We start from the raw sequence: 23825 nt of genomic DNA, 5'->3' as shown, positions 1-23825 counted from the left end.
GAGGATCGATGTCGCTTTCTCCCACAGGAACTGCCGATCCCGGCGAAGCCGGTCGTCTGTTCCACGAAGGCAATCTCGCCAATGCGCTGACGGCAGCCAATGCCGCGGTGCGCCGCGCGCCGACCGATATCGGCGCCCGGGTCCTGCTCGCCGAGCTGCTGGCCTTCTCCGGCAATATCGAGCGCGCCGACGTCGTTCTCGACGCCTGCGCCGACCTCGACCCGACGGCCGCCATCGTCGTTGCCGAGTTCCGCCAGCTGCTGCGCGGCGAGACGGCAAGGCGACAGCTGTTCAGCGACGGCCGGGTGCCGGAATTCCTCGGCGAGCCCACCGCCGCCCAGCGCTCGGCATTGGCCGGCATCGTCGCCCTGCGCAACGGTGATCCGTCCGAAGCCGCCAGGCTTGCCGCCGAGGCCGAAGCAGCGCGCCCGCACCCGTCCGGCACTCTGCGCGGCGCGGCCTTCGACGATATGCGCGACGCCGACGACCTGCTGGCGTCCTGCTTCGAGGTCATCACCACGACCGGCAAGTATTTCTGGATTCCGCCCGAACGCGTGCTGCTCCTGGAGTTTCACCCGGCCAAGCGGCCGCGCGATCTCTTCTGGCGCCGCGCGACCATGCAGGTAGCCGACGGCCCCGACGGCGATGTCTATCTGCCGGTGATCTATCCGCCGATGACGAAGGCGGCGGCCGACGCCATGACAGACCCGTTGCGGCTGGGCCGGGCCACCGATTGGCAGCAGGCGGGCGACAGTGGACCGACGACGGGCCTCGGCGCCGTGACCGTGCTGGTCGGCGAGGAAGCGTTGACCTGGCTCGAGATCGACAAGATCGTCTTTCAGGCGGCGTCATGAGCGACAGCAGAAATCGCCCGACGTCTGACAATTTCGGCGCAACGCGCAGCAGGCGGGCCCAGCTGCCCCTGCTCGACCGGCTTGTCGATGCCGACCCTTCACAGAGCTCGGACGCGCCGCTCTCGGCGTCTGCCGCCATGGACACCATACGCATCAGCATCTGCAACGACCTCGAGGAACTGCTCAACACGCGCCGCAGATGGCGTTCCTGGGATCCCCACCTGGCCGAGCTCGATCGCTCGCTGGCCGGCTTCGGACTGCCCGACTTCGCCTCCGGCGCCTACCACGATCCGCGCCGCCGTGAGGAGTTGCGCGTGCTGGTCGAGAACTGCATCCGCCGCTTCGAGCCGCGTATTGTCAGCCTCAGGGTCACGCTCCTCGAAACGACCGACAAGGTGAGCGGAACGCTCAGGCTGCGTATCGACGCGCTGCTGCACGCCGAACCGGCACCGGAGCCGATCGCCTTCGACACGGTCGTCGACCTTCTCACCAAGAACGTCACGGTTCACGAACAGGAGGCGTAGTTGGCGTCGGACTCCCTGCTCGCCTTCTTCAACCGGGAACTCGAAGCGTTGCGCGTGCTGGCCGGCGAATTCGCCGAGCGCCATCCCAAGATCGCCGGCCGCCTGCGCCTGACGAAGGACACCATCGACGACCCTCATGTCAGCCGCCTGCTCGAGGGCGTGGCCTTTCTCGGCGCGCGCGTGCAGCACCGGCTGGATGACGAGTTCCCGGAGCTTACCGACGGGCTGCTCTCCGTCCTCTATCCCCACTACCTCGCCCCCATGCCTTCGGTGGCGATCACCCGGTTCGCTGCCAATCCGGACCTGCCGGGTCCCGCTCATCTGCCCTCCGGCCTCGCGATCGAAGCCGAACCTGTCGGCGGCGAGACCTGCCAGTTCCGCACCGCCTATCCCCTGACACTGTGGCCGGTGGAGATCGACGCCGTCCGGCTTTCAGGCATGCCTTTGGCGGCTCCGCCCAATCCAACCGCTACCGAGGCGGTCGCTTGTCTCCGCATCAGCTTGCGCTGCATCAACCCCACCATGACCTTCACGCAGCTCGGCCTCGACCGGCTGCGCGTCTTCCTGACCGGCGAGCACGGGTCGCGGCTGCTGGAATTGCTGATGGCGCATACCGTCTCGATTGCCCTGGCAGACGATCTCTCGGACGCGCACCCGGTGATCCTGCCGCCGGACACATTGCAGGCCGTCGGCTTCGCGCCGGAGGAAGCGCTGTTCCCCTGGCCGGCGCGCTCCTTCTCCGGCTTCCGGCTGCTCAGCGAGTACTTCGCCGCGCGCGAAAAATTCCAGTTCATCGATATTTGCCGGCTCGACGCCAAGACGCTGGTCTCGGCGGGCAACAAGATGGACATCTTCGTCTATCTCGATCGCGCGATCCCGGATCTCGAACGCGCGGTGCAGGCCAACAGCCTGGCGCTCGGCTGCACGCCCATCGTCAACCTGTTCTCGCAGCGCTGCGAGCCGATCTCGCTCGACCATACGAGCATCGAATATCGCATCGAGCCGGACGTGCGTCGCCCCGCCAGCGTCGAGGTGTGGGCCGTCGAGCGCGTGCGCGAAAGCCTGCCGAACGGCGAGTTCAGGACATGGCAGCCGTTCCATCGGCTGACGCGACGGCACGCCGATGACGCGGCAGAGGCATCGATTGCCGGCTTCTACGGCACGGCACGCCGCGACACGACTGGCGACTTTCGCGGCACCGAGGTCTATCTGCTGCCGCACGATGCCGGCTTCGATCCCGAACGTGAAAGCAGCGGCGTCCTGTCGGTCGATGCGCTGTGCTGCAATCGTGATTTGCCGGCCGCCCTGCCGTTCGGCGGCGGACGCCCGACCCTCAGGCTGGTCGAAGGCGCCGCCGCCGTGACCGGCCTCAGCTGCCTGACCGCGCCGACACCGACGCTGCGCATGCCGGTCCGTGAGCGCGGTTTCTGGCGGCTGATCTCTCACCTGTCGCTTGGCCATCTCAGCGTCGTCGGCGGCGAGACCGCAGCCGACGCCCTGCGCGAGGTGCTGCGCCTCTACGATTGCCGCGAATCGACCGAATCGCGCACGGCGATCCGTGCCCTGCTCAACGTGACATCCAGGCCCGGCACCGCGCGTATTCCGGGGTTGCGCGGTCCCGGCGCGCGCAGCGGCGGGTTCTGCCGTGGGCTCGATGTCACCTTGACGTTCGACGACCAGGCATGGACGACAGGCGGATTGTATGTGCTGGCGTCGGTGCTCGACCGTTTCCTGGCGTTGCATGCGACCGTGAACTCGTTCGTGCGCACGCAAGCGGTCCTGCGCGGACGGCCCGGCGTTGCCGCCAGTTGGCCAGCGCGCGCCGGCAGCCAGGTGCTGCTGTGATAAAGACCCGCTCCTCGCGGCGCGCCGAGGCGCCGATGGCGCGCCTCAAGGAGCAGCCGCAGCGCTTCAGCTTCGATGCCGCGGTGAGGGTCCTGACCTTTCTCCGGCGCCGGGCCGATCCGGCCGGCTCCGCCCGCTTCACCAGCACGGTCGGCTCATCCTACCTGCCGGCGGAGGTCACCCAGGTTCGGACCGAAGACGGGATGTCCGAGCCGCTCGTGACGGTGGGACTGATCGGATTGACCGGGCCCGCTGGTGTCCTGCCGAGATACTATTCGGATGCCGTCGTCGCCGATCAGCGATCGCGCGCGTTTTCGCTCACGCGTTTTCTCGACCTGATCTCGCATCGCATGGTCGCGGCGTTTGCCGCTGCGGGCACGAAGTACCGGCCCCATCGCGCCGCCGATGTCGGCGCCCTGTCGACCAACACGGAGCGCAGCGATCCGGTCGCCGAGGTGCTGCTGTCCTTGACCGGCTATGCCACCCCTCACCTCGCCGAACGACTGCTCGCCGGTCCGGCTGCGCTACGTCATTACGCTGGATTCTTTTCGGCCCATCCGCGCTCCGCGGATCGCCTCGAGGCATTGGCCTCCGACTGGCTCGGCCGACCGGTCAAGGTCGAGCAGTTCGCGGGGGCGTGGCTCGCCCTGCCGATCGACCAGCGGACGCGCCTGGGCGTCGGCCTGTCGCCGGGCGGATTCAGCCAGTTGAGCGTCGATGCGGCGGCCGGCGTGCGCGCCTGGGACCAGCAGGCGCGGATCATCCTGCGCATCGGACCGCTCGATCTCGCCTATTTCGAGAGACTCCTGCCCGACCAGCCGCTGCTGCGTGAGCTGATCTCGCTGGTGCGCGCCTATGTCGGCTTCGAAGTGGGCTTTGCCGCCAATCCCGTGCTGGCGCGCGACGCCGTTCCGCCGTTGGCGCTGGCCCCGCCCGCCGAGGGCGGTCCGAGACCACTGCTCGGCTGGAACACGTGGCTGCCGACATCCCGCGCCATGCCCCGGCGGACCGACGCCGGCGATGCCTTGTTCGAAAGTGAGATTGTTGAGGGACGTGCATGAACCAACCATGGAACAGCGGCTACGTCGCCGACATCGCCTATATCGAAGGCTTCTATGTCCAACAGTCGCCGGCGCGCATGGCGCTCGCCTGCCTGTTCGGCAACGTCGCGGCCGACCTGCCGGAGCCTGACGATCCCGCCACTTACCTGGAGTTGGGCTGCGGTTGCGGCATCGGCGCGCTGGTCACGGCGGCGGCCAATCCAGGATGGCAGGTCACGGCGATCGACTACAACCCTGCCCATATCGCCATCGGCGCCAGTCTCGCCCGCGCCGCGCGCCTCGACAATATCCGCTTCATAGAAGGCGATCTCGCCAGTCTCGCGACCAGCGCCCAGGCCGACACCATTCCCCAGGCCGATTTCGTCACCATGCACGGCCTCTGGTCGTGGGTCAGCAACGAGGTCCGCGCCGGCATCGTCCGGCTGCTGGCCGCCAAGACACGCCCGGGCGGCATGGTCCATCTGAGCTACAACGCGCTGCCCGCCTGGCAGGGCGCGCTCGGCATGCAGCGGCTGATCTACGAGACCGGCATCCGATCCGGCGGCCGCAGCGACACGCAGGCCCAGGCGGGTCTCGCATTGGCACGCGACCTCAAGGCGGTCGAGAGCAAGTATCTCACCGAGAGCAGCCTCTCGCGCGATCTTCTCGACACCACCGTCGCCATGTCGACGGAATACCTTTCGCACGAATACATGAGCGCTCATTGGGCGCCGGCCTTCCACGCCGACGTCGTCGCGGCGCTGGCCGAAGCGAAGCTCGACTGGGTGTCGTCGGTCAATCCGATGGAGAACTTCCCCGAGCTGATGCTGACGGCCGAGCAGCGCGACATCATGAACCGCTACAAGGATCCGCTGCTGCGCGAGCTGATCAAGGACATGTGCCTGCCGCGGCAGCTCCGACACGACGTCTTCGTGCGCGGCGCCAGGCGCATCCACAACGAGGCGCGCGACGCGGCGCTCTCCGGCCTGACGGTCGTGCCGATCGTCAGCCCGGGCGAGTTGCAGACCAAGATACGCGTGCCGGCCGGCATGGCCGAGGTCAGCGACAAGCTGAAGGACATGATGGTCGCGGCGATGCGCGGCCCGGCGACGGTCGGCGATCTGATGGCGCTGAGCAGCGAGCGCGGCAATCCCGCCGAGCTCATAAGCATTCTTGTCGGCTCCCATCAGTGCCAGGTCGCGACGCGCTCGAATGGCGAGCAACCCGACGCCGCCAACCGGCTCAATCGCGTCTTCGGCTCGCGCGTCCATTCGATCGTCGACGCCAAGACCTCGGGCGGCCTCGCCTCCTGGCGGCTCGGCACCGGCCTCACGGCGCCCCCGCTCCTGCAGTTCATGGCGGCCCGGCTGCTCAGCGGCGAGCGGGAAGACAATGCCGACGCCTGGATCAAGGCTCTGAGCGCGGACGTCATCCCGGAAAAGCACGATACCGTGCGCAATGTCGTCCATACCGCAATCGAGCAGCGCCTGCCGATCCTGCGGCAACTGCGAATCGTTCCCGACTAGCCCCCCTTCGCTCCTGCGGAGCTTCGGGAGACTTGGATCAACTACTAACCCCGGCCATCCGAAGCTGCCCCGCAGCGTAGGGTGGCTAGATCGTCACCTCCACCTGAAATGGAATAATTCCAATAGCACACACCCTTCTGCCAAATTGTCGCCGCCAAGGTCGTGTTTCCTTACAACCTCGCGTCGGCTAGCGTTTAGTGCCTGAAAGCACCGATCGTGACTTGGCTGCTGGGACACCACACCGAAAGTTGCGTTTCACATGGCCGAAGATGACAAAAAATCGTTGCTGTCGATCACGAGCTCTGCGGAGTCGCCTCTGACGGCTGTTCGGATGACGGCCACCGAAACAATCAGCGAACTGTTCCGCTTCGAAGTCGAAGCGATCGCGGCTGGCACGATCAACGCGACCAACATGCTCAACAAGACCGCTTGCGTGGCGGTCAACAACGGCGGCAAGACGACCCGATACTTCCACGGCATCGTCCAGGAATTCGGCGTGCTCGAGCAGAGCGGCGTCATCGACAAGCTTTACAAGATGGTGCTCGTGCCCCAGCTGGCGCACGCCGCCATTCGCAGCGACTGCCGGATGTTCTTCAACAAGACCGCCGAGGACATCCTCAAGATCCTCTTCCAGGAAGTCGGCGTGACCCGAACCTCGTTCCGCCTGTACTCCGCGCCGACCCAGCGCAAGGCGACGGCTCAGTTCAACGAGACGGCGCTGCACTTCGCGACGCGGCTGATGGAGGAAGAAGGCTGGTATTACTTCTTCGAGCATAGCGAGGACAGCCACACACTGGTCGTGACCAACGAAAACAACGGCTTCTACACCATCCCCAATGCCACGCTTCGGCTCGGCGTCGGCACGACCGCGGACATGATGGTCGAGTTCCGCAAGCCCGAGGCGTTTGCCCCGGGCAAGGTGACGGTCAAGGACTACGACTTCGACACACCCGACAAGAACCTGAAGATGGAGCAGAACACCATCCTCAAGCACGGCGGCACGTCTCAGCGCCCGGTGTTCCATTGGCCTGCCCTGACCCGCGACACCGGCGTGGCGAAGAACCGTGCTAGATGGCGCATGGAAGCGGCCGAGGCCGCGGTTTCCCTGATTGGCGGAGGCTGCGACCATGCCGGGCTGATCGCCGGTGGAAAGTTCAAGCTGAAAACCGACGCCGGCGAGCAGGTTCACGTCATCCAGCAGATCAAGCATCACGCCGAGGATGTGTCGGAGCGGGCCGGCGTCGCATCGGGCACGGACTACAGCAACAGTTTCATGGCCTTCCCCAACTCCGTGCCGTGGCGCCAGCCGATGAAGACGGCGCGGCCGCGCATGGAGGGGCTTCACACCGCCACGGTCCTGGCGCCGTCGGGAGAAGAGATCCACACCGACGACCAGGGACGCATAAAAATCCGCTTCCGCTGGGATTGGCGCGAGGACGCCACCGCCGACAACAGCGAATGGGTGCGCGTGGTCCAGCCGTGGGCCGGCAATCAGTGGGGCGGCCAGTTCATCCCGCGCGTCGACACCGAGGTCGCCGTCGCCTTCATGGATGCCGATCCCGACCGCCCGATCGTCATCGGCGGCCTGTACAACGGCGACGACAAGCCGATCTTCCCGGTCGGCGAGAAGACGAAACTCGGTTTCCGCTCGCGCTCGGTGACCAAGGGCGGCACCGCCGATTTCAACGAGCTCTCGTTCGACGACAAGAAGGGCAGCGAGCAGCTCTTCCTGCATGCCCAGAAGGACATGAAGACGGAGGTCGAGAACGACCAGACACTGACCGTCGAGAACGACCGCACCGTCACCATCAACAAGGGCAACGAGACGGTCACCCTGAAGCAGGGCGATCAGAGCACCGAGCTCAAGCTCGGCAACATCTCCGTGAAATGCGACCTCGGCTCCATCACCATGGAAGCGATGCAGGCGATCACGCTCAAGGTCGGGCAGAGCTCGGTGAAGATCGACCAGATGGGCGTTACGATCAGCGGCATGATGATCAAGGTCAACGGAACGGTAATGACGGAGGTGAAGGGGCTGATGACCACCGTCAAAGGTGACGCCATGCTGCAGCTGAGCGGCGGCATCATCATGATCGGCTGAGGACCCTACCATGGCTTCCCCACCGACCCCCAAGACCGCGAACAAGCTCAGCGACGACCTGGCGCGTGTGCTGCCACACCTGCAGCTCGACGATCAGGGCCGCTCCACCCTCGTCGGGGCCAAGGATTCCATCGAAGCCCTCGATCGGCTCGAGCGGGCCGGGCTTTTGGTCGAGGCGACGCGGCTGATCGCCCATGCGCTGCCCGCGCGCGAAGCGGTGTGGTGGGCCTGCGCGTGCTCGCGTCACACGGCCGCGAGCGGGACCGATCCGTCGGCCGAGGCGAAAGTGCGTGAGGCCGCCGAAGAGTGGGTCCGCAAGCCGACCGACGAACAACGCCGCACCGCGATGAAACACGCGGAATCGGCAGGGTTCGGCAGCGCCGAGGCGTGGGCCGCCGTTGGCGCCTTCTGGAGCGGAGATTCCATGGCCCCGCCGGAGGCACCGAAGGTGCCGCCGCAGCCGCATTTCACCGGCCTCGCCGTGGCAGGTTCGGTCGCCCTGGCGGCCGCCCGTGGACCAGCGGTGCGGCGCGACGATAGACTTATGCGCTTCCTCGCCTCGGCCAAGGACATCGCGGCTGGCGGCGCCGGACGCCTTGAAGCGGAGCCAGACTGATGCCAATGCCTGCAGCCCGTGTCGGCGACATGCATGTCTGCCCCATGGTGACGGTCCTGGTGCCGCATGTCGGCGGCCCGATTCTTCCTCCCGGCGGCGTGCCTGTCTTGATCGGCGGCTTGCCGGCAGCCCGCGTCGGCGACATGTGCGTCTGTGTAGGGCCGCCGGACGTCATCGCCCTTGGATCCTTCAAGGTGCTGATCGGCGGCATGCCCGCCGCGTATCTGGGGTCCCTTACAGCCCACGGCGGCTCCGTCGTCGTGGGCTATCCTCTCGTCCTCGTCTGACACGCTGGATCGCGGTCAACCGCCTGCGCCGAAATCGATCGTCACGACGGTGACGTTGTCGGAGACCTTGGCCATCAGCGCGGCCGTCACCAGACGCTCAGCTGCGGTCTCGTCGTCGCCGGACAACAGCTCAGCCAACAGTTCCTCGGGCAGTGTCTTGCTCAAGCCGTCGCTGCACAGCAGCAGCCGATCGCCGGCCTGCAGCTGGCCGGTCCGCTTGTCCAGCTCGAGAAGGTCGATGTCGGCGCCAACGGCGCGCGTGATGACGTTGGCCTGCGGATGGCGGGCAGCCTCCGCCTCGCTGATCGTGCCGTTCTCGACCAGCACCTGCACCAGGCTGTGGTCGCGTGTGATCCTGGTGAGCGCCTGGCCGCGCAGCAGATAGGCGCGCGAATCTCCCGCCCACAGGCAGGCGAAATGATCGTCTCGTGCCATCAGCACGACCACGGTCGTCGCCACCATGGCGCCATGTCGTGACGCCTCGGTGTGCAGGCGCGCATGCGTCGCTTCCAGCCGTGATCGTACCTCGATCAGCATCTCGCTGGCGGAGAGCCCGGGGTCGATGGACTGCAGAATGGTGGCGACCTCGGCCGATGCAATCTCGCCCGATGCATGCCCACCTGCGCCGTCTGCCACCGCCCAGAGCCCGAGATCGGGCCGATTGACGTAGGCGTCCTCGTTCATGCGGTTCGCCGTGCCCGCATGCGTCGCCGCGCAGGAGCGGAAGCTCCCGTGGCGAGCCGTGTTCTGAGCGATTCCGTTCTCAGACATCACGAAGCATCCGAAGCTCGGGGGACCAACACCTCAGGTGCGGCGGCGTTCGCTCCCCAGTCATCATCTATGAGCGCAGCAAATCCGCTTCCCTCCGGCAAGGCTGTTCCTGTCTCAAAACGCGTGACAACTCGCGGACCGCCCTCGGTCCACCACGCGGTGCGCCCGGGCACGAACTCCAGATCAGGCGTCGGCCCTTCTGCCGTCGTGAAGGCAGCCTGGATGCGCTCCAGCAGGTCGACGGGCGCCAGATCGTGCTCCAGCGCATCGCGCCCCGCCTCCTCTGCCGCCGCCAGGAAGGACGTCATCTCTCCGATATGCGGCAGCCAATCACACGGCGCGGCGGCGGCAATCGTCAACGGCGAATAGCGCCCGACCTTGTCCACGCTCGGCAGCCAGAGCCCGAGCACGCCATTCTTGCCGCAAAGCCCCGGCGGCAGCATGAAGCGCCAGACGGGGGCCTCCAGCCAGGCGTCTTGCCACTCGTCGCGCCACCGGGCCTGCGTCTCGGCGAGGCCGCGCTGCCACCAGTCGTCCCAGCTGTCGGTGAAGTCGCGCGGCAGGTTCTCGCGCACGAAGTCACCCCGCGCAGGCAGCTTGCCGAACAGGCCGGCAATCGCATCGGTGGGTAGCGCAGCCATTGGTCTAGCCGCTGACCGATGGACAGCGGAAGTCCTGCAAGACGCCCGGCGCAAAGGGATTCAAGACCGAGCCGGCGCGAATCTCGAACGCTGCACTGCGCTCATCGAGCTGAAAGGTCAGCAGATAGCGCTCCGGCGAGCCGGCCTGCTGCAGGGTGCCACGGCTGAACAGCCGGAACATCGCCCACGGGCCAGTCTCTGAGATCACGCCGGTGCCCCCGCGCGGCGGCGGATTGAAGACCAGCCGGACGTTCGTCATGCCGTTGGGACCCGGCCAGGTGATCTGGGTCGACCGCGCCGGCCCGTGCGCGTAGGTGACCGTCGTGCCGTCGAACTCCAGGTTGACCTGCGACGCGCCAGAGTCCAACTCGACCGGCGTGATGTCGAAGCGCACGGCGATTGTCGTCGAACCGGAGGCGAAGAACAGGTCGCGAATGACGGCAGCGCGCTGGAACTGCGTGATGTCCGCCGGCGAGACCGGCGCCGACACGCCGTCCACCGTCTGCGGCGTCCAGGTCTTGCCGGTGGTGTTCACATAGGGCCGGAGCTGCGTGTTGAAGAAGCCGTCTATCAGGCCGCCCGGCGCGAACAGCTTGGCGAAGTCGTCCAGCGGCGTCTCGTTCGAGCTGCCGGGCACGAACGGGAAGCGTCCGTTGACTGCGGGCGCGCAGAGCCTGGCCGGCCCGTTCACGCCATTGTAGGCGGCGGCAACCTGCTGGCGCGCACCGCCGGCGCGCAGCGCGGTGCTTTGCTCGGCCATGCTGGCGAGCCAGCGGCCCAGCGGCTGCGGCTGGCGCTGGGATTCCGCCCGCAGCGCCTGCGAGGGATCGTCGCCGGCCGCGACGGTGGGCGCACCGACACCCGCGGCGTTCATCCTGGCGAGCTGCTGGCGCAGGTCGTCCAGAAGCTTCAGCACCTGGTCGATCGGCGCCGAGCCGGGTGGTGTGACGAGATCACGGAGCGCCCTGTAGCGTTCGTCGATCTGATGGCCGGGCGGCACGGCCGGCGTCGCACCGGCCTGGCCGGCAAGCAGTGCGGCAAGCGCCGCGGACTTGGCGACCGTGGGCGCTACTGCCGCCGCCTTTTCCTTCGCGGCCTTTTCCAGATCCGCTGCTGCTGCCGCCTCGACAGCCGAAGGTTTCGGCGGCTCCGACAGCGTGAGCTGGCGGGCGATGGCCACCAGCAGATCCTTCAACGGCGACTGCTTGGACGCCAGGATATAGAGGTCCTGGGACGCCTGGTTCAGACTGCGCAGCGGCGAGATCTCGATATCCTGCAGCAGTGCGTCCCACGCCTTGGCGTAGTCCTCCATGTACTGCTTGACGACATCGTTCGCGACTTCGCTTTGCTTGGCGAGGTCGAAGTTGCCGGGCACTTTCTGGCCGAGCACCCAGCTTTCCGACGCGACTTCGCGAGTCGCCGTGGCCAAGGCAGGCAGCAGCACCTTGTGGAACCCATCCACGGTCAGGAAGCCCGGTATGCCGTCGCTCATCTTCCTGCCCGAGGCCCGGGTGAAGACGCTTCCGCCTGCACGGCCAAGCGCGTCGCTCGGCCGCCACGGCGGCAGGCTCTGCGCCGCAGCCGAAGGCTTGATGCGGGAGTAGGCACGCGACGCCAGCGAGACGCGGCTGAAGGTCGTGCGCGCCTTCTCCACCAGCGCATCGTCGAGAGACACCGCGGGCAGCGGCTGCGCCAGGAGCGCATCGAGGTGCTGCTGGAGGCTCGCGATCACCGCCAGATTGCCAGGTCCGGAATACTGGGCCTGCCAATCGTAGGTCATCCACTCCTTAACAAGGGACTTGTCGAGCGGGCCCTGGCCGCCGAGCATCAGGTAGACGCGCGTCGCCTCGTACAGGAATTCCGGCTGGGTGAAATAGCCCCGCATCTGGGCTTCCAGCCGCCAGATCAGGCGTGGCAGCAGCGCGTAGCCCAATGCATGCCGATAGACGCCCTCGGCGCCGCCACGCAGCTTGGCCGTCTGCGACAGGTCGAAGCCGGCCAGCAGGGGGCTGCTGGCCTTGGCCGTCGTCGACAGCTCGCGGGCGGCGTCAAGCAACGGCAGCAGGCGCGGCAGGTCGGCATCGTTGACGGGATCGAACGTCGTTTCCTTGGCGATCTTTTGATAGGTATCCAGGGCCGACGCCATTTCGCCGATCTCGCGCTCGCTGGACGAGCGGTTGACCAGGAGCCAGCCGGCGACGCCAAGGGTCAGCAAGGCCACCACGGCATAGGCGGCGGAGCGCATGATGAGCCGGCGCATGCGCGCCGTCGGCGGCTCGCTCACCAGCATGGCCTCGCCGAAGATCACCCGCGACACGAGATGCCCCAGGAAATAGCTGCGCCCCTGCACCGGCCGCAGCGCGGCGGCGCGGCGCTGGTCGACACCGAAGGCACGCATCATCACGCCGGTCAGGCGATCGATCGGCGAACCCTCCTGGGTGCCGGAGGCGAAGTAGACGCCGCGCAGCAGCGGCGCCGGATCGAGCCGCGAGCCGCCGAAGGCCTCGGTGAGAAAGGCCTGCAGGGGCTGCCCGAGCGAAGCGATCTGCGTCGGGAAGCCCGCGATCAGCGCACGGCGCTCCGGGCTTTGCTCGGCCTGCAGGCGGTCGAACAGGCGATCGTTCAGGCTCTCGACGAGAAGCTGCAGCTCGTCGGGGAACTGCGCCACCGGGGTCGCGGCGGCCTTGCCGTACGGGAAGGTCACGCCCCAGACCTGCTCGCGCCGATCGCGGTCGAGATCGTCGAAGAACTCGGCGAAGCCCGCGATCAGGTCGGACTTGGTGAACAGCAGATAGACCGGCAGACGGATGCTGAGGCGCTCCTCGAGCTCCTTGATGCGCCGCCGGACCGCGCGTGCATGGGCGACCCGCTCGTCGTTCGGCGCGCTGGCGATATCGCTCAAGGCAATCGCCACGATCACGCCGTTGAGCGGCTGCCGCGGCCGCGTCCGGCGCAGCAGATCGAGGAAAGCATCCCATCCAGCGCGATCGACGGCGGCATTCGAATCCTGGGTCGTGTAGCGACCGGCCGTGTCGATCAGCACGGCGTTCTCGGTGAACCACCAGTCGCACATCCGGGTGCCGCCGACGCCGGCGACCGCCCCCTGCCCCATCTCGGCAGCCAACGGGAATTTCAGGCCGCTGTTCAGGAGCGCCGTCGTCTTGCCCGCGCCGGGCGGGCCGATGATGACGTACCAGGGCTGCTCATAGAGGTAACCGCGCGTGCCGCGCGCCCGCTTCAGCAGCGACAGCGCAGTCGACATGCGTTCGCGCAGGGCCGCCGCTTCCTCGCTGCTGCGATCGTCCGCCTCGTCGGCAGCCTTCTCGGTGACGCCGGCCTCGAGCTTCCGCTCGCGGCGTCGGCGATTGAAGTCGAGCGCCACGTTTACGGCAGCCCAGATCGCCAGCAGGCACAGGATGACGACCAGGCGGCCAATCCATCCCTCGAGAAGCGGCAGCAGCGGGCCGAAGAACCAGACCAGCAGCGCCAGGATGGCGACGCCGAGGAAACTCAGCACCCAACGGGAAGCGAGGAGCCGCAGCGCTTTCATGATCAGCCACCCTGCCGGTAGAGAACGACTTCGATACGCCGGTTGCGTTCGCGGCCCTCGGGCGTGGAGTTGGGCGCGATCGGATCGGCGTCCGCCCGGCCCTCGACGGTTATCCGCGAAGGCTCGCCGAGCGCGGCGCCGATGATCGTGCTGGCCGCCTGCGCCCGCGCCGTCGACAGCTGGAAGTTCGAGGGGAAGGCGATGGTGCGGATCGGCTCGGAGTCGGTGTAGCCGAAGACCTTCACCGGGCCGTTCTCTTCCTTCAGGGCAAGTCCGATACGCTCGAGCAACGGCTTGAAGCTCGGCGTCAGCGTGGCGCTGCCCGACGCGAACATGTTGCGGCCCATGATGCGCACTAGCGGCTGCGCCGGCGAGCCGAGGACCTCGACGAGCTTCTGATCGATCTCGGGCTTCAGGAACTGGCGCAGCTTGTCGAGCGTCGACGGCTCGGGCGGCGGCGGTGCGACTGCGATCACCGGTGCGGGCTCGACGACCGGTGTGCGGGTGATCGTCGGCATGCGATCCGGCGGCGCGCCCTGCAGCCGGGCATAGACGGCATCGGACTCCGAATTGAGGCCGATCGAGAACCAGAGGAAGAGCCCGCCGATGATGCCCAGCCCCGCCAAGGCGGTGACCCAGAGCGGCACGACGAACCGCGCCGGCCGGTAGGGTGCATTCACGCCCTTGGTATGCGGCGCAAGCGCCGGTTCTGCCGCCTTCCTCTGGCGAGCGATGACGGCATAGGTCTCTTCGCGGATCCGGCTGATGTCGCCGACGCCGCGACGCGACAGGCGATACCGGCCCATGAAGCCGAGCGACATGCAGATGTACATCAGCTCGATGACCGGCAGGAACCTGCCGGGGTTGTCGCACATCTGCTTCAGCACATCGAAGAAGCGCTCGCCGCTGCGCACTTCCTGATGGAAGGTCGAGACCAGCGAACGCTGGCCCCAGGTCCCGCTGCTGCCCCAGGGCGTGCTCAGCACGATGTCGTCGACGCTGGCGCACAACGCATAGTGGGCGGGACGAAGCTGTTCGAGGGGCACACCCTTGTCCCGCGCCTCCTGCTCGAAGACCCGAATCTGGCGCACAGTCCGCTCATAGAGGTCACCGGAATCCGGCGCGTTGGCCGTATTGCGCAACCGCGCCATGAGCTGGAGCAGCGGCGCAGCGGCGGCGGCGAGGACGTCGTTGCCGACCGCCATGTCCTCCGTTCCCTCGGCCGCCACCACAGGCGCAGCGGTAGGGCGAGACGCCACCGTATGCGACGATGGCGGTTCGCTCGGCGGGACGGGAGGTTGTTCCGGTGCCGCCGCGCGGCGGCGCCCGGGAGTCGGCCGAATGACCGTCCGGTTGTCGTCCTCAGGTTCGGCGAAAGGATTGTCGCTCATGATCGCCTCACGTCAGCGGCGTCAACCGCGGATGGCCCAGAGCTCAATATTGAGGTTCGGGAACTCGCCGGAGAGATGGATGGCGAACCCACCGGAGGCCTGCAGCTCCTTCCAGTGCGCCGAATTGCGGTCCAGCTCGAAGTAGGTCGCGCCGGCATAGAACGGCAGCTGTCGTGGCGCGACCGGCAAGGGCCGCACGGCAATGCCCGGCAGAGCGACGTTCACCAGCTCGCGGATATGCTCGACCGCGCCGATCTTGACCTGCGAAGGGAACAACCGCCGCAGCGTCTCGGTCGGCACATCGGCCTGCACGGCCAGCACGAAGCTCGACGAACGCAGGATGCCGCGATCGACGATGGGGCCGACCCGGACGCCGTAGGCGCGCTGCTGAAGCGGGATCTGGATGGCCGTCTGCTCGATGACCGTCGACAGCGAGCGACGCAGGTCGGCGATCACCGGCGCGAAGCTGCGCTGCAGGTCGGCATGCCGATAGGGCGGATAGTCCGAGGGCCGCCGGCTCGCTTCGGTGAACGTCGCGAAATCGCCCGCCATCTGCACCAGGGCAGCGTAGAGATCGGCAGGATGGACATTGCCATCGCTCGCCCAATGCGCCAGCAGCTTCTGCGAGCGGTTGACCGATTGCAGCAGCAGGAAGTCCGAGACATCGGCCACGCCGCGCGAGCCCGGTGCGGTCAGCCGCGCCGCCAGAGCTTCACCACGCTGATTGAGCAGGCCGGTGAGCTCGGCAAGCAGGCCGCTGAGCGGCGGTGCGGCGGAGCAGGCCAGGCACGGGGCGATCCACTGATCGTCGAGCACCACCTTGCGGTCCGCGCCGACCTCGACCACGCGGGCAAGACCGATGCCGTGGTAGCCCGCACGATTCTCGGTCTCGAGCATGTAGCGCAGCCGCAGCCTGCCGACCTGCACTTCGGCGGGCTGCGGTGAGCCGGAATGCGTGTCGTAGGCTTCGAAGAGCCGTTGCTCATAGCGACCCTCCGCGGAGCCGTTGGCGGTGACCTCCACCGCTCCCGCCTGCCGCATCGGCAACACGAGATAGACGACGGCGTTGCGCGTCGTCTCGGGCAGGTCGAGCGGCACGGGTTGGTCGGTCTCGCCGGGCAGAGAGAACGGCGTGCCGTCTTCGAACACGCCGCTGCCGCTGGCCAGGGCGAACTGGCCGGTGGCGAGCAGGTTGCGGTTGATCACGCCTTCGGTCAGGCCCCAGGCATGGGAGCGCAAGGAGGCCGTGCGGTCGCGTATCAGCGCCTCGAGCCAGCGATCCTGCTGCTGGAAGTGCTGCGCCCGCAGGAACATGCCCTCGAGCCAGACAACACGGTTTGACCAGGTCATGTCGGTACCAGGGCGGCTCTGGTGCCGCTGATGGAGATTGCGAACCGCGAGAGTCCGCTCTCGGCGATGGGCGTGACCATGCGCCATTGCGCGCGATCGATGTCGCGGAACAGCACGGCAACGCCGATGAACCGCACCCCGGGCTTGGGCATCAGCGTGACCTTGCGGGTCTCGCCCGGGCGCACCACCACTTCCTCGGCGCCGGCGCTTTCCGTTCCCAGCGTCTGGGCCTCGCGCTGCATCAGGGAGTAAACGTCGGCTGATTCGAACTTGCCCCTGGCATTGAGCGAATAGAGGCGGACCGCGACCGACACCGGCGTGCCGGCTGGATTGGGATTGATGTCGGAGCTCGCTCTGATGGTCACATCGACCACCGCCGGCGGCGGTGGACCACCGCAACCTTCGACCAGCAGGGCGGCCGGCACCGCCCCAAACAGAAACCGGCGACGGTCGATCATGATGAGGCCCGATCAGAGGTCAGTTTTTCAATCGCCTGCTCGTAGGCACGCGCAAAGGCCTTGCCGAACACGCTGTCGAAATCGTCCGAAAGCGCCTGGGTCACGCTCTTGTGCAGCTGCCCGAAGGCCTCCCATGCCTTGGCCTTCTTCTGGGCAGGATGGATCTGCAGCCCACCGCCGCCCGCCTTCTGTTCGATGATCTCGGGATCGAACTGGGCGAGCAGGACCCGCACGGCCGCCTGCATCGCCGAGATTGTCGCGAGCTCGTGCATTCTGAGGTCGTCGAAGGCTTCGGCAATGGCCTCATCCACCGGCATCCCGCCGCGCCGGCCGATGCCGAGCAAGGTTGCCAGGGCGTCATCATCATCGAGCGAGAACTTCAAGGGGTTGTTGCCGGTCGGCCGGATCATCGTCTGCTCGATGCGGAACTCGTCCTTGATGCTCGAGCGCGCCATCAAGGTCTGGCGAAGGCCGTTGACGCTCGCCCGCAAGGCGGCGCCGATCCGCTCCAGCGTCTTCTCCGGATCCGGCAGCGCCGCGTCGTTCATGGCGACACCCCGCAGGAAAGCCTCGACCACGGCGGCATCGCTCGCCGCCACGGCCGACGGAGCCGCCGCCGGCGTCGGCGCCCGGCGCTCGGTCTTCACTGGAGTGGCGACGGCGGGGGCGGGCGCCGGCTGCTCAGCCTGCGGCGGGTGCGCCGGTTGAGGCCGCGGGTTGGCCGCCGACAGGTCGACGTCCCAGTCGTCCGGAATGATCGCGACCGGTCCCGGTGGCCGGAAAGCGCTCTGAAGGGCTGGTACGTGATCGGAGTCCGTCGGTCCGCTGAACGGCTCCGGGTTGGGCGCCAGCGGATCGAAATCCGCCGGCAGGATCGGCGAATTAGGCGCGTCCAGCATCGACGAGGAGCTCGGCAGCCGGGCGTCCTGGTAGGGCCGCACATCGGACCGCGACGGCAGGAAGTCGTCATGCGCGCGCGCCGCCTCTTCCTCGTCGATGATCACTTCGATCTCGTAGAGGCCGAACTTGACCCTGTCGCCGTTGCGCAGCTTCTGGCTGGCGCCCTTGCCGATAGGATCGCCGGCCTGGTTGAGGAAGGTGCCGTTGGTGCTGAAATCGTGCACCTCCCATTCGCCTACGCCGTAGACGAACTGGCAGTGCTTCTTCGACAGGTGGCGCTCGGGATCGGGAACGACCCACTGGTTTTCTTTCCCCCGGCCTATGGAGAACTCGCCGCCACGAACCTCGCGCCGCTCGGGCGCCACGTTGTCGGGACAGCGGATCATGACAAGCTTCAGGGTCACGTGAGGACGCACTCCTATACGGGAGGTGAGCGGCTGGTCCGGTCGCCTAAAATACTAGTAGGGGAACCCTCGACTGGGCAATCGTACTTGGCTTTGGTAGCGGTTGGAACGCCCTCCTGCGAACTCACTGGAAGCCTGCTCAATCATATTGAAAGTTGCAGGACGCCCTAAAACTACCATTAATCTCTGTATCAACGGATGCGGTTGACGGCTCGGGGCGACGGCAGCCATCCTAAGCCTCAGCCGTTCGACAAAAGACCCTGTCGCCATGTGCCTTGCCCCTTCGCAAGTGATCCTGAGTACCGATGAAGCCGGCGCGGTCGCCCCGCCGATCTTCACATCGGTCGGGCTGGACGCGGTGAACGGCCCGGGCGACGTATTCGTCATCCAATCGCTGCTGAACCGGCGGCTGCCTAAGCCCCACACCGAGGTCCCCGTCACCGGCATGATGGATCCCGGGACGATCCTCGCCATCAAGGCGTTCCAGGCGGTCGTGATGAACATGAATCCGCCGACCGGATATGTGGCGCCCGGCAGCCCGACCTACTACGCCCTGGCCGCGCGGCCGCTGGTCACCAAGGAACAGGCGCCGCCGCCGCGCTTCGGCCATGTCGGGATCGTTCCGCCAGAGATCATCGAAGCCGCCAAGGCGTCGGGCAAGCGGTGGGGCATCCCGGCGTCGATCACGCTGGCGCAATGGATCGTCGAGAGCGCCTGGGGCGCGGCCATGCCGCCCGACAGCAACAACCCGTTCGGCATCAAGGCGCTGGAGGGCCAGCCAGCGGTCGAAAGCGAGACCCGCGAAGTCATCGACGGCAAGGTGGTGACGATGACGGCGCGCTTCCGACGCTTCGCCAGCATGTCCGAAGCCTTCGAACTGCACGGCAAGCTGCTGTCGACGGGATCGCCCTATCGCACCGCGATGGAGGTCGTGAAGGATCCCGATCGCTTCGCCGACGCATTGACCGGCGTCTACGCCACCGATCCGCAATATGGCACGACGCTGAAGTGGGTGATGGAGAACTATCGCCTGAAGCAGTACGACTGATCTAAGGCTTGAATTCGCCGCCGCCGGGCGGCGTGATCTTGGCGTCGCGCAGCCTCTTCTCCAGCACCGGAATCGCCGAGGCGGGCTTTCCCCGCGAGCAGTCGTCGAGCGCCTGCAGCGCCTCGACGTCGACCCGCCGGCCCGTCGCGTTCTGGACGTACTTCCGATAGAGCTCGCTGAGCTGGGCGCAATAGGCCTTGTCATCGCTCTGCGCCTGAGCGAGCGGCGCCGACAACGCCATGGCGGCCAATACAAGGAGAATGCGTTTCACGAGACCTGTTCCACGATCGGCGCTGGGCCGCGGTCCTGACGGATCCGATTCGGCCGATGACGATGTGCTCGGCGTGATCGTACATCACAATGGGCCCCAACTCGAAACCGGTTCTCTTTCCTAGCCACCGCGACGACGGGAATCTGTGGGATTTGTCACCCAGGACGACCCTCGGCGCCCTTGAACCGCCATGCTTTGGCGCGATGATGGGCGGGTACGTCTGGAGCGGCGGCGACCATGCAAATCCGGATGATTCACAACGGCAGGGATCGCGATTCGCTCCTGATGCCGATGGACGAGCGAACCGTCGATCTCATGCTGCAATTCAGCATTCAGCTCGTGCGCGTCGAGCCAACCACCCGCCTCACCGAATTCCGCGCCTGGGGCACCCATGGCAGCGGCGACGGCATCCTTCACGACGGCCGCGAGCGGTTCAATCTCGATGCGTGGACGGATGGCGAATGGGTCGCCTTTCGCGACAACTTCGTCAGGGTCCTGATGCGCTATTGGGACGGCAAGTTCGAGCTCGCGCCGAACCGGGCGTGGTATCAGGCGCGCCACGCCATCGGCGCAGCTTCGGCGTCCAAGGTCACCTGCAGCATGTCCATCGGGCTGGTCGATGCAGCCGGACTGGCGAATCAACGCTACTTCATCGTCAAGCCGCGGGAAACGAACTTCCGCTCCTTCGCCTTGGCGGAGCGGCGCCTTGGCCTCTTCACCCACCGCGACCTCGCGCTCGACTGGAACACGCGACAGACCCGCCTGGGGCGCGTCAGGCACAGCGTCGGCTTCCTGCAGACCACGATCCTGCACGAGTTCGGGCACACGCTTGGCCTGCAACACGTCCGCGGCCGGGGCAACACCGACGCCCACTACGGCATCACCCTGGATCAGCGCAACGATCTCATGGGCATGGGCGATCATGCGACGGCGCGGTTGGCCCAGCCCTGGATCTCGCAGTTGCGCCACCATCTGATCCCGGCCCACGCCGAAGCGCCGGTGCGCTTCACCGCACGGGTGGTCGCGCCGCAGTTGATCACCTACTGGGACAACGACTGGGTGCCGCCGCCGACGCCCGTGCCTTAGTAAAGCCGTTCGCGCTAGAGCACGATATCGAAGCCCTGCCCGAAAGGTGCAGCGTCCTGGGTGACATACACCTTGGCGCACTTTTCCTTGAGCTGCGCCATCAACCGATGTTGGGGGATTTCAGTCTCGCGCGTGTCGCCGTAGACCCCGCGGCAGGTGCTGACCAGCGCTACCGTCTTGCGGGCCGGTTTCAGCACATGACTCAGGACCTGTTCGGTCCCTTCGAATGGCATGCCGTTGATGCTGCCGTGATGCGCGAGCTTCAGGAAGTCAACGGGAGCAAGGAGCTTTGCCTTCTTCATGACGGCCCAGCTCTCGGCTTCGGCGTCGCCAGGCAGCAGCAGCACTTTTCCATGGACCGTAATGCGGAGCACAAGGCTCGTATTGTTGGCCGCCTTGTCGATCGCCAGGAGATCATTCACGTCCAGTTCGGCGATCTGATCGCGCAACTGGGCAAATTCGTCCGGCGCCATGTGGCGGGGCGCCTTCGGCGGTGCGGCGGCAGCACGCGGTCGACGCGCATGCCCCACCGAACCCAGGCGCGCCGCCATGTCGAGCCACAGCCGCTTGTTCCGGCTCTTGTAATACAGGCTTGCATCCTGCTCCGGCGCGAGGACCTCGATCTTGACGTCGTCTCCCAGCGAGCTGGACCGCGTCGCGCCGGCGCGGCGGCTGAGGTACTTCAGCCGCTTGGCGGGCACCAGTCTACGCAGATAGTCGACGCGCTCCTTGTTTGCGAGATTGAGCACATTGTTTGCGATGAGCGCCTGCACCGGACCTGGAAGATTTTCGAAATGGGCGACGCCCTGCCCATTCGTGACCTTGTCGAGCAGCGCCATCCGGGCGCGTCGCTCGGGTTCGCATTGCGGGAAGCGGCGATAGTAGTCCGGCGAGCTCATGATGGACATCCATACTTCGCCGACATCGCATTGATCGAACACCGCGCGCTCGCTGTAGAAGCCTTCCATGTGGTCGAGATGTTCATGGCTCATGACCAGCAGGTCGATGCGCTTGTTCGTACGCTTTGCGAGGTCACGCGCCACGGGTGCGAAGACGTCGTTCTTGCCGCCGCCATTGCGCACCCCGGCCGGCGCATTGCCGAAATCGACCAGGATGTGCTTCTCGCTCGCGCCCTGGCCGAAAGAAATCAAGATGCAATCGCCGAACCGGACGTTGTAGGCGCGAACTCTGACGTCCCCGCTTTTGCGCGTTGTCGCCATCGACAGGCTCCTATCGTGGATGATGCATGCGCGCCGTATTCACCATCAGGTGCATGCCGCCCCGACCGTCGTTTTGGGCGAGAAATGGGCGGGCGTTGATCAGCCCGCGGACGGGCGTCGTCTCTATGGCACGGTCGCGCACCAGGCTCATCGCGCTGACCCGCGTGTCATCCAGTCGCCGCGGTGTCGGCGGCTGATTCGCCCAGTGCACGAGATTCACCGATTCGTCGACCGTTATGGTGCCGCCCGCCCTCATGACCACGTGATCGAGCGCGCTGGTGCGCATGTCCTTCGGAAGCGAAACGCGCTCCTCCCAGACGTACTGAATCATGGTCTCCGGCACGGCCAGGGTGCCGTAGTCGAGCTCGCGCCGGTTGGTGGAAACCGCCACAACGCGGACGTCGCGATCGGTAGGTATCTGAAAGGCGCGGCGGTTCGCATCGAGGAAGCGGTACGCACCGACCTTCGAGCTGCGGATCATGGCGATGTCACGCTCTCGAAGGTTGCGATTCTCCGGTTCATCGGATTCGATGTAGAATTGGTATTCCCATTGATCGGGATGGAGGCCGCGCTTGCGCAGGGCCCGCTCCAGGACCTTGCGATAACCCCGACTATCCCCGGGAGTCGATTGATTGTCGGCTGCCAGTACGATCGAACCGTATTCGGGGAATGTGATGTTCCCCGGAGGCAGCAGGTCGATCGGCCGCAAGAGCATCCGCATGGCGTGGCGTGCCGCGGCCAACAGATGGGCGAACAACCTCTGAGGCTTGCTCTCGAACTTGAATCCTTCGCCGGCGCGCGTGTCATTGAGTCGCTGCTCGACCACGCCTTCGAGAACATCGAACGCGAGTCCGGTCAGCACCTGGCTTCGAACGTGCGGGTCCGGCTCGTTCTCGACCCTGGCGTATGTAAGGTCATTGCGCGCGCTGCGCAGCGCGGCGCGGTCGGCGTTGCCGTACAGGCCTTGCCCGACCTGGGGGGCAAGATCCGTTACCAGATTGAAAAAGTCCTTCTTGCCGACCGGAAGCAGCACGAGTTGCTTGATGAATTCCCTCTGACGGAACAAGGACAGCATCGCAGCGACATCGCCGACATATTCATGAAACGCAACGGCATCGGGATGCACGGATTCGAGATAATACGGGCGCAGGCCGTCCAGGATGGCGTGCGCAGTCTCGTGGGTCACGATGTCGTGGCTGAGCGACGTCTTGATCAGCCGATCGTCTCGGTCAAAGAAATAGCCGAAGTGCAGCGCGCGCGTCCGCCGGCTGTAGAACGCGTTCGCCTCGTACATGCCCTGGGGCAGGATACGAAGCCAGTTCGCGTCGAAGGCCCATGGCACTTCACGACCGAGCACGACCGGATCCTGGAACAACTCCAGTGCCTCGACGGCAGTGGCCCATGCATTGATCTGGGCCTCTTGCCGAGTACCCTGACGGGCGCTGAATTCGTACAGGTATTCGCCGCGGCCACGCGACCAGTATTGGGTCCTGCGTTGAGGCGGCGTCGGTGCATAGACCTTGTCGGTCGTCGCATCGTAGTCCACGACCATGAAGCGCGACGACGTGGGACCTGGCGCAACGCTCGTGTCGCCCCCGACGATGGCCTCGCCGACCGGGAAGTAGCCTCGGCTGGAGAGTGCAAGCGGGTCCTTGAGATACACATTCGCGCGTGCGCGCGCACGAAACGAATCGGTTCGCCGGAACTGCCGCTTACGAGGGGCTGGCGAGATTCTGTTTTTCATCGTGTCCGCCTTCATCGAAGGCCCAATATGGCCGCCATGGCGGAAGGTACGTCGATCTGCGCAAAGTTTCGAGGTCGATGCCACGCGACGGCCACAACTGAGATTGCCTGCTAAGGCCCTCCTGAGGCGAGCGACCGAGGTTTTCCGCAACCCTGTGGGCGCGCCGGGTCACTAAACTCTTATCCGGCTTGTCCAAAT

At 66.3% G+C, this 23825-nt stretch carries 20 protein-coding genes; 10 read left to right on the top strand and 10 right to left on the bottom strand.

Annotation, left to right across the window (positions count from 1 at the left end):
- Nucleotides 1-8: 8 nt before the first annotated feature.
- The 8 genes from RSO01_RS16790 to RSO01_RS16755 all read left to right on the top strand — a co-directional run bounded on the left by RSO01_RS16790 (nt 9) and on the right by RSO01_RS16755 (nt 8793).
- Entirely contained in the window at nt 9-854 is an 846-nt protein-coding gene (locus RSO01_RS16790) for a type VI secretion system accessory protein TagJ (protein WP_147150272.1), read from the top strand.
- The gene (gene tssE / locus RSO01_RS16785) at nt 851-1378 is read left to right on the top strand and encodes a type VI secretion system baseplate subunit TssE (protein WP_147150271.1); all 528 of its coding nucleotides are present in this window, start codon (nt 851-853) and stop codon (nt 1376-1378) included. Before RSO01_RS16790 ends, tssE begins: the two co-directional genes overlap by 4 nt.
- Complete coding sequence (gene tssF, locus RSO01_RS16780) at nt 1379-3223, top strand: type VI secretion system baseplate subunit TssF (protein ID WP_147150270.1); 1845 nt, start codon at nt 1379-1381, stop codon at nt 3221-3223. It begins immediately after the preceding gene.
- A 35-nt stretch (nt 3224-3258) separates the two neighbouring features.
- The gene (tssG, locus tag RSO01_RS16775; protein WP_147150269.1) at nt 3259-4284 is read left to right on the top strand and encodes a type VI secretion system baseplate subunit TssG; all 1026 of its coding nucleotides are present in this window, start codon (nt 3259-3261) and stop codon (nt 4282-4284) included.
- Nucleotides 4281-5789: a class I SAM-dependent methyltransferase gene (locus RSO01_RS16770; protein WP_147150268.1), complete on the top strand. Its 1509-nt coding sequence runs from the start codon at nt 4281-4283 to the stop codon at nt 5787-5789. Before tssG ends, RSO01_RS16770 begins: the two co-directional genes overlap by 4 nt.
- 259 nt (nt 5790-6048) lie before the next feature.
- The gene (locus RSO01_RS16765) at nt 6049-7890 is read left to right on the top strand and encodes a type VI secretion system Vgr family protein (RefSeq protein ID WP_147150267.1); all 1842 of its coding nucleotides are present in this window, start codon (nt 6049-6051) and stop codon (nt 7888-7890) included.
- A 10-nt stretch (nt 7891-7900) separates the two neighbouring features.
- Nucleotides 7901-8506, top strand: a complete 606-nt coding sequence (locus tag RSO01_RS16760; RefSeq protein WP_147150266.1) for a DUF6931 family protein — start codon at nt 7901-7903, stop codon at nt 8504-8506.
- On the top strand, nt 8506-8793 hold the full coding sequence (locus RSO01_RS16755; protein ID WP_174825935.1) for a PAAR domain-containing protein: 288 nt from the start codon (nt 8506-8508) through the stop codon (nt 8791-8793). The genes RSO01_RS16760 and RSO01_RS16755 overlap by 1 nt, the downstream gene beginning before the upstream one ends.
- Before the next feature lie 15 nt (nt 8794-8808).
- Here the strand turns inward: RSO01_RS16755 and RSO01_RS16750 are convergent, their stop codons facing one another.
- From RSO01_RS16750 to tagH, 7 genes are all read right to left on the bottom strand, one after another.
- Entirely contained in the window at nt 8809-9564 is a 756-nt protein-coding gene (locus tag RSO01_RS16750) for a PP2C family protein-serine/threonine phosphatase (protein ID WP_147150264.1), read from the bottom strand.
- Nucleotides 9564-10205, bottom strand: coding sequence for a type VI secretion system-associated protein TagF (gene tagF / locus RSO01_RS16745; RefSeq protein ID WP_147150263.1), 642 nt, complete (start codon nt 10203-10205; stop codon nt 9564-9566). Before tagF ends, RSO01_RS16750 begins: the two co-directional genes overlap by 1 nt.
- A gap of 4 nt (nt 10206-10209) precedes the next feature.
- On the bottom strand, nt 10210-13755 hold the full coding sequence (gene tssM / locus RSO01_RS16740; protein ID WP_147150262.1) for a type VI secretion system membrane subunit TssM: 3546 nt from the start codon (nt 13753-13755) through the stop codon (nt 10210-10212).
- A 2-nt stretch (nt 13756-13757) separates the two neighbouring features.
- Nucleotides 13758-15014, bottom strand: coding sequence for a type VI secretion system protein TssL, long form (tssL, locus tag RSO01_RS16735; RefSeq protein ID WP_218037359.1), 1257 nt, complete (start codon nt 15012-15014; stop codon nt 13758-13760).
- Between the two features lie 153 nt (nt 15015-15167).
- The gene (tssK, locus tag RSO01_RS16730) at nt 15168-16496 is read right to left on the bottom strand and encodes a type VI secretion system baseplate subunit TssK (RefSeq protein WP_147150260.1); all 1329 of its coding nucleotides are present in this window, start codon (nt 16494-16496) and stop codon (nt 15168-15170) included.
- Nucleotides 16493-16954 (bottom strand): type VI secretion system lipoprotein TssJ, encoded by a 462-nt coding sequence (gene tssJ / locus RSO01_RS16725; RefSeq protein WP_147150259.1) that lies wholly within the window; start codon nt 16952-16954, stop codon nt 16493-16495. The genes tssK and tssJ overlap by 4 nt, the downstream gene beginning before the upstream one ends.
- Nucleotides 16951-18258, bottom strand: coding sequence for a type VI secretion system-associated FHA domain protein TagH (gene tagH, locus RSO01_RS16720; RefSeq protein ID WP_147150258.1), 1308 nt, complete (start codon nt 18256-18258; stop codon nt 16951-16953). Before tagH ends, tssJ begins: the two co-directional genes overlap by 4 nt.
- A 289-nt stretch (nt 18259-18547) precedes the next feature.
- Here tagH and RSO01_RS16715 point away from each other — a divergent pair, with 289 nt between their 5' ends.
- A complete protein-coding gene (locus RSO01_RS16715) occupies nt 18548-19306 on the top strand; it encodes a glycoside hydrolase family 73 protein (RefSeq protein WP_170303130.1) in 759 nt (252 codons plus the stop codon).
- Nucleotide 19307: 1 nt separating this feature from the next.
- On the opposite strand, the gene RSO01_RS16710 is transcribed toward RSO01_RS16715, so the two are convergent.
- Nucleotides 19308-19577 carry a hypothetical protein gene (locus tag RSO01_RS16710; RefSeq protein WP_147150256.1) on the bottom strand — a complete coding sequence of 90 codons (270 nt, stop codon included), beginning with the start codon at nt 19575-19577 and terminating at the stop codon, nt 19308-19310.
- 237 nt (nt 19578-19814) lie between these two features.
- Here RSO01_RS16710 and RSO01_RS16705 point away from each other — a divergent pair, with 237 nt between their 5' ends.
- Nucleotides 19815-20663: a zinc metalloprotease gene (locus tag RSO01_RS16705; protein ID WP_147150255.1), complete on the top strand. Its 849-nt coding sequence runs from the start codon at nt 19815-19817 to the stop codon at nt 20661-20663.
- A 14-nt stretch (nt 20664-20677) separates the two neighbouring features.
- Here RSO01_RS16705 and RSO01_RS16700 read toward each other — a convergent pair whose 3' ends face one another.
- Together RSO01_RS16700 and RSO01_RS16695 are read right to left on the bottom strand one after the other, a co-directional pair.
- Nucleotides 20678-21883: a ComEC/Rec2 family competence protein gene (locus RSO01_RS16700; RefSeq protein WP_147150254.1), complete on the bottom strand. Its 1206-nt coding sequence runs from the start codon at nt 21881-21883 to the stop codon at nt 20678-20680.
- A 10-nt stretch (nt 21884-21893) separates the two neighbouring features.
- Nucleotides 21894-23642, bottom strand: a complete 1749-nt coding sequence (locus tag RSO01_RS16695; protein WP_170303129.1) for a gluzincin family metallopeptidase — start codon at nt 23640-23642, stop codon at nt 21894-21896.
- Nucleotides 23643-23825: the final 183 nt, after the last annotated feature.

The sequence above is a fragment of the Reyranella soli genome, from assembly GCF_007992495.1.
GTDB classification, from domain to species: Bacteria; Pseudomonadota; Alphaproteobacteria; order Reyranellales; family Reyranellaceae; genus Reyranella; species Reyranella soli.
Note: the sequence above shows the minus strand (reverse complement) of the source record. Positions and strands in the feature narration are given on the sequence as shown.